The following is a 6,000-nucleotide window of genomic DNA, read 5'->3' as shown; positions in this document are numbered from 1 at the left end:
CCAGGAAGTAGACGCCGACCACGATGGTGAGCGTCGCCGTGCCCTGCACCGGCTCGGCCAGCAGGATGATGCCGGCGCCGATCGCCAGCACCGCCGAGAGCAGCGACCACCAGAAGCCGGGCAGGCCGCGCGCCCAGAACGTCAGCGCCAGCCCGGCGATGCCGCTGATCAGGAACATCCATCCGAGGAAGATCGTCACCGCCAGACTCGCCAGCGGTGGCAGGATGATCGCCGCGAGCCCGAGCACGGTGAGCAGGATGCCCTCGATCAGGAAGGCTTTCCAATGCGCGCGCACGGCCCCGCGCATGTCCGATTGCAGCTTCTCGACGTCTGAAGGAAGGGTCATGACCAGACTCCCGGCACCAAGGCTTGCATCATCAGGCGCGCCGCGGGGTCGCGCATTGACACGGGTCAATGCCGATTAGACGGTGCCCCTGATACGATTACGACCAAGTATATAGACAGCTGTCGTGACGATCAGAAGCCCGATGCCGAGCAGGATCGCCGTCAATCCGAGCGGCACCACCACCTTGGCGACGTTGCGGTCGGGGTTGAGCATCCAGCGGTGCATGGAGGTCAGCACGAAGGCGAGCCCGAAGAAGCCGGCGCCGCCGCCGACCAGCAGCAGCGCCCACATCCGCCGCAGCTGCGACAGCCGCGCCCGCGCCAATTCGGTGCGCGGAGTGTGGTGATGCGCCACCCGCCGCACCAGGCGAACGGCGAGCCCGATCGAGCAGAAGCCGATCAGGACGCTGATGACCCCGAGCCAGATCCGCACGCCCGGATCGAGATCGGCATTCCGCTGCAGCATCAGCAGCGGGAAGTCGAATGCGGAGTGCAGGGCGACCGGCGCGGCCAGCACCAGCGCCCAGCTCGAGGTCCGCGCCCAGTCGCGATGATGCCGGTGGGCGCCGAGCGCCGTGCCGGACCGGGCCATCGCCAGATAGGCGCCGGCGATGATGCCGAGCGCACCATGGAACGGGACCGTGAGGACGCTGCGCAGCGCCGCCAGCGACCGCCACATGTCGGCATGCTGCACGAGATAAGCCAGGTTCTCGTAAGCCGCGAAGCCAAGGCCCACGGCTGCGCCATAGACCACCGTGTCCATCGCGTTGCCGAAATGGCGCCGTCGCGATGAGATCGCGGCGATCACCACGATCTTCACGATCTCCTCAGGGAGTGCGACGCCGAACACGGAATGGATGAGCTGCGCCACCCAGGGATTCTCAGGGGCGACGTGAATGGTGTTATGGAACGGCGCGCGGGCCAGCCCCAGCACCAGGATGCTGGCGCTGCCGAGCAGGAAAGCGGTCCACACTCTCACAGGCGGCCCGGGATTGTCGCCGGCGGCGACCACGAGCCACAGCATCAGCAGCGCCGGCGCCACCGCCGCCGTTCCGATCACGGTGGGTAAGGATTCGAGCAGGTTCATCGATAGTGGCAGATAAGCTATATTGACGGATCATCCAACGCCGATCACGCAGACGCGACGATCTGCCGTCGCGCCCACGACGTCTTATTTGGTATCCGGCGTCATCTGCCACACAAGGGCGCAAAGTTTCCCGAACGCACGAAAAGGCGGCAGCGTCCCTCGAAAGCACATCGAGCTCGCGAGCAAAGCAACCATCAAATCCGGTTTCGCTATCGCCGGCTCTCCGCCAGCATCCGCCGCACGGATGCCGGCGCAGGCGATCAGCAGTTGCGGCAGATCCGCGTGGTGCGTGAGGTCACACCATCGCCGCCGCGGTCCGATCCGGCATCGCGTCGCGACGGAGCTGCCGGGCTCGGCGTGGTGGCACGCTGCAGATCCGGCACTTCGGCTGTGGCCGGTTTGTCGACACAGCTCAGGTGAGGCGTCGGATCGGCGACCTGACGACATTCCAGCCCTTCGGCGAACGCGGCCTGACTTATTCCACACGCTACAATCAGAACGGGTAAAAGTTTCATTGCGCCCTCGTCTCGGAGATGCCCGTTGATGCGGTCGACTAAACGCAGTCTGCGACCATGATCTTGCGGCCGCAATATCGCTGTCGCTGTGAAAGCGCGCATTTGTGGGGCAATTCATTCGACATTGAAGATTCTTTGTCAATCCTCGGCGGCGGCTTTGCAATTAGGGGTTGCAGGAGGCGCGGGCCTGTTGCATGGCGGTGCGAGAGGACGGCGTTCGGAAGCGCTGCGTTCTCGTCAAGATGTTGCTGTAACGGGGGGGAATTTAGGAAAAAGGACACGACCGGGTCGTCATGGTCGGCAAACGGGCAGAGCTGGAGGTCATGGGTGGACGCGCTGCATGGAACTGAATCGCACGCAAGGTCGATAGTCAAAGCCATTAGCTGGCGGACGATGGGAACTATCGATACGTTCGTGATCAGTTGGTTCCTGACCGGGCGGCTGACGCTCGCGGGCTCGATCGCGGCGCTCGAATTCGCCACCAAGATCGCTTGGTTTTATCTGCACGAGCGGATCTGGGCGATGATCCAGTGGGGTCGCAAGCCTTACTGAGGCGGTCTCGCGAACTGCGACTGGCGTGCGGCATTTGTTGCGCTGCGCGCAAGCCGCCGCGATTGATGCTGCAGAATTGTGGTGATGGCTGCGACCTATAATCGGCGCGCGCGGGGGACAATACGCTCAAGGGAGTTCGCCATGACCGCTTCGAGCACGGCACCTGGCCTGGCCGAGGGTTCGCGGACGAGCGGCGTCGCCGTCGATAGCCATGTCCAGATCCCGATGTCGCAGCAGAGCGCGCTCGGCTCGCATGGCCACGACATGCATCCGCAGGAATTTATCCGGCTGCCGGGATGCCAGGAGCCAGCTGCGCGAGCGGCTAGCTGCAGAGCTTCGCACTGATAATTCGACCGGGCGTCAGCGGCACGATGCGTCGTTAATGTTGGGTGGCGAGCCGGCGACCAGCCTGGGGCGCCGCTTACACCTCATGTACACGTAAGTGCGCGAGATCACAGATTTCCGCAGTCTATCGGATAAGCTTGTTTACGTCTTGTTAACCAGTCGAGCGCAGGCTTGACGTATGGAATAGCGACGGAACCGGACTTGTCGGGAGCCGGCAGTCGCAACAAAAGGTCGGCGGCGTAGCGCCCGCCGGCCTTTTTGCTGAGCATGTGGAAGCCGCACCGTCATCACCGCGACCGCTTGCTCCCCGGGCGAAACGCCACTATACGTTCGCCGCGCGGGCCGGAATCATCCGGCGAGCCACTGTCAAATCCTCGCCCAAAACGTTGATTTGCCAGCATTTTGCGTTATTGCGCAGAACGACGGTGCCGCGTGAGGCTTGCCAAAGCCTCGCGTCGTCAGGCGTTTTGCTCCCTTCGTCTATCGGTTAGGACGCCACCCTTTCACGGTGGAGAGAGCGGTTCGATTCCGCTAGGGAGCGCCAACTTCCCTTGCATCCCGCTGGTGCACGTCATGGATGTGTACGGCGTGGCCTCAGGAATTCGACGCAACGTCTGCTGCGGCTGAGCGACTCTGTTGGATCCAATCAACACTATCTTAGGGCCGCTAGGATAGCGCAGAGGGCGTCAGGAGATCGATGTGAGATGCCCGCTCCCAAGAAGCGAGAAGTTCGGAAATCGCTGAAGCAACCGGCCTGGATCACGCTGGACGGTGGGTTCGCCGCGCGGCATTGCCTGGTGCAGGACATTTCCAGCACCGGCGCCAAGATCACCCTCGAGGAGCCTGCGGCCTTGCCCGCGACCATTCGGCTTGCCTTCGCGCGCGATGCGCGCACCGGCCGCGTGTGCCAGGTGATCTGGCAGCGCGGCGCCTCGGTCGGCATCAGGTTCGTCGGCTAAAAGGGTAGTCGCGCCGCGCCAGCCGCGGTAAAATGCCGGCATGTTCAAACTGATCGCTCCCGGCCTGGCCATCTGGCTGTGTGCCGTCTCGACCGCCGGCGCTGGATCGTCGGGCGATTTCTCGGTGCTATCGAAGCCGCTGCCGCCGGCGAAAGCGCCGTCGCGGGCTAATACGGGTGCAGCCCATCCCTGCGCGTCCTTTGGCGCGAACTTCAGGCGGATCGAGGGCACCGACACCTGCGTCAAGATCGGCGGTGCTGTGCGCCTCGAGGGGGCAAGCACATTCGGCCGGTGAGAGCAGGGCGCGCGCGTAGGCGCCTTAGGACAAAGGCGGGGCGACGTAGCGGACGAAGCCCGGACGGCCTTCGAGGCTGGCAAACCAGCGTACCAGCTGCGGCAGCTCCGGTTTCTCGACACCTTCAATACCAAACCAGCGCCGCGCATAGGCGCCGAGCGCGATGTCCGCCAGCGTGAACGCATCGCCTTCGACATAACGACGCGTCGCGAGCTGCCGGTCGAGGGTCTTCCAGACCACCTCGGCGACCGCATCTGCAGCCTTCTGCAGCGCCAGCATGTCGCGCTCTGCGGGCGGCGTGCGGACCAATCCCCAGAACACCGGGCGCTCGATCGGCTGCACGGTCGAGAGCGTCCAATCCAGCCAGCGATCGACGGCCGCACGCTGCCGCGGCTCGTGCGGATAGATCGACGATTGCGAGCCGTGGGCGAGGCAGAGATAGCGCATGATCGAATTCGACTCCCACAGCACGAAATCGCCTTCCACCAAGGTCGGGACGCGGCCGTTGGGGTTCATCGCCAGATAGTCGCTCTCGGTGTTGCGGCCGAACTGCATGCCGGCATCGATGCGCTCGAACGGGACATCGAGCTCGGCCAGGCACCACAGCACCTTCTGCACGTTCACCGAATTGGGGCGGCCCCAGATCGTCAGAGGCTGGTCGTTCGGCACGGCGCTCTCCGCATTGAATGGATCGGCGTACCGATAGCGCAAATCGCGGCGGAGCGCCCGGACGAATGCGCCGGGCACGCATGCAAAAAGCCCCGCCGGAGCGGGGCTTTTCACGCGCATTGCGGTCAGTTCAATGCTGTCAGTGCCGCATTCAGTGGCCGAAGAACAGCCACAGCAGGATGATTATCGGGATCGGCACGCCCAACAGCCACAGCAGAATTCCTCGACCCATCGTCGCCTCCTCATCATTCTCAGCATTTGTCCATCGCAGAGATAACGCGGTGCTGTCGACGGTGTTCCCCGGGGCAGCCTTGACAAATACTACCAGTGTCCGGTGTTGGGCATCGACGTCCACGGCTCCTGCGGAGGCTTCGGCTCGCCCTTCTGCAGCAGCTCGATCGAATGCAGGTCGGGCGAACGGACGAAGGCCATGTTGCCGTCGCGCGGCGGACGGTTGATGGTGATCCCGAGCTTCATCAGCCTTTCGCAGGTGGCGTAGATGTCGTCGACCTCATAGGCGAGATGGCCGAAGAAGCGGTCCTCGCCATAGCTCTCCTCGTCCCAGTTGTAGGTGAGCTCGACCAGCGGCGCGCCACGGCCTGCGGGCAGACTCTTCAGCAGATGTTCGTCATCGGGCGCGCACAGGAAGACCAGCGTGAAGCGGCCCTTGTCGTTCTCGATCCGGCGGACCTCCTTGAGCCCGAACGCGTCGGCATAGAATTTCAGCGCGCTGTCGAGATTGCGCACGCGCAGCATGGTGTGGAGATAACGCATGTTTCCTGTCTCCCTGGACTGTAAGGCAAAGGCGTGAAGGGTTTTGGCGCAGGCCGGTCAATAGCAGCAAAAGCTGGAAGGAGCACGGGCTGCGGTGAAGGTGACTGCCGGTCTCGCGCGGATTTGTTCATCTGGCACGATGGTGCTCTGCGGCACGGCACGTTGGCGGGTGTGAAGCACAGACCAGGCGCCGTTCAGATTCAATTCAGAAATACCTTCAAAACAAGCGAATCTTGCGCTGGCGCAGATTCGCAGCCTGCGCAAGTGATTCGCGGAGAGGCATCATAGGGTGCGGAATCACCTTAAAATAAGGGAGTTTTGCGGTCGCCGCTGCGTCCAATTCGGGCCGTGGTGATGCGTCGCAGTCGAAAAAGCCTTGAAATACAGGGGAAAATGAAACATGGAGTGCAATTGACGGTCACGCGTCACTTGACTTCTGCCCTCGCCATTGAAATTTTG

General features: G+C 63.2%; 8 protein-coding genes and 1 tRNA gene. 5 read left to right on the top strand and 4 right to left on the bottom strand.

Annotated elements, in window-relative coordinates:
- The coding region (locus tag WA702_RS16860) for an HdeD family acid-resistance protein (RefSeq protein ID WP_425111677.1) at positions 1–346 on the bottom strand (346 nt) is incomplete at its 3' end.
- 75 nt (positions 347–421) lie between these two features.
- A complete protein-coding gene (locus tag WA702_RS16855) occupies positions 422–1,432 on the bottom strand; it encodes a PrsW family intramembrane metalloprotease (protein ID WP_425111676.1) in 1,011 nt (336 codons plus the stop codon).
- Positions 1,433–2,274: 842 nt separating this feature from the next.
- Between WA702_RS16855 and WA702_RS16850 the strand changes: the two genes are divergently transcribed.
- The 5 genes from WA702_RS16850 (at position 2,275) to WA702_RS16830 (ending at position 4,098) form a co-directional block, all read left to right on the top strand.
- On the top strand, positions 2,275–2,499 hold the full coding sequence (locus tag WA702_RS16850) for a DUF2061 domain-containing protein (RefSeq protein ID WP_425111675.1): 225 nt from the start codon (positions 2,275–2,277) through the stop codon (positions 2,497–2,499).
- 141 nt (positions 2,500–2,640) lie between these two features.
- On the top strand, positions 2,641–2,844 hold the full coding sequence (locus WA702_RS16845) for a hypothetical protein (protein ID WP_425111674.1): 204 nt from the start codon (positions 2,641–2,643) through the stop codon (positions 2,842–2,844).
- Positions 2,845–3,313: 469 nt separating this feature from the next.
- A tRNA-Glu gene (locus WA702_RS16840) sits at positions 3,314–3,388 on the top strand.
- 160 nt (positions 3,389–3,548) lie between these two features.
- The gene (locus tag WA702_RS16835) at positions 3,549–3,803 is read left to right on the top strand and encodes a PilZ domain-containing protein (protein ID WP_425111673.1); all 255 of its coding nucleotides are present in this window, start codon (positions 3,549–3,551) and stop codon (positions 3,801–3,803) included.
- A 40-nt stretch (positions 3,804–3,843) separates the two neighbouring features.
- Entirely contained in the window at positions 3,844–4,098 is a 255-nt protein-coding gene (locus tag WA702_RS16830; protein WP_425111672.1) for a porin, read from the top strand.
- Positions 4,099–4,122: 24 nt separating this feature from the next.
- On the opposite strand, the gene WA702_RS16825 is transcribed toward WA702_RS16830, so the two are convergent.
- Both WA702_RS16825 and WA702_RS16820 read right to left on the bottom strand, forming a co-directional pair.
- On the bottom strand, positions 4,123–4,767 hold the full coding sequence (locus tag WA702_RS16825; RefSeq protein WP_425111671.1) for a glutathione S-transferase family protein: 645 nt from the start codon (positions 4,765–4,767) through the stop codon (positions 4,123–4,125).
- Between the two features lie 321 nt (positions 4,768–5,088).
- Positions 5,089–5,541 (bottom strand): VOC family protein, encoded by a 453-nt coding sequence (locus WA702_RS16820; RefSeq protein WP_425111670.1) that lies wholly within the window; start codon positions 5,539–5,541, stop codon positions 5,089–5,091.
- Positions 5,542–6,000: the final 459 nt, after the last annotated feature.

Source organism: Bradyrhizobium sp., from assembly GCF_049798375.1.
Lineage (GTDB): Bacteria > Pseudomonadota > Alphaproteobacteria > Rhizobiales > Xanthobacteraceae > Bradyrhizobium.
The sequence above is the reverse complement of the archived record's forward strand: the minus strand, read 5'-3'. Positions and strand labels throughout refer to the sequence as shown.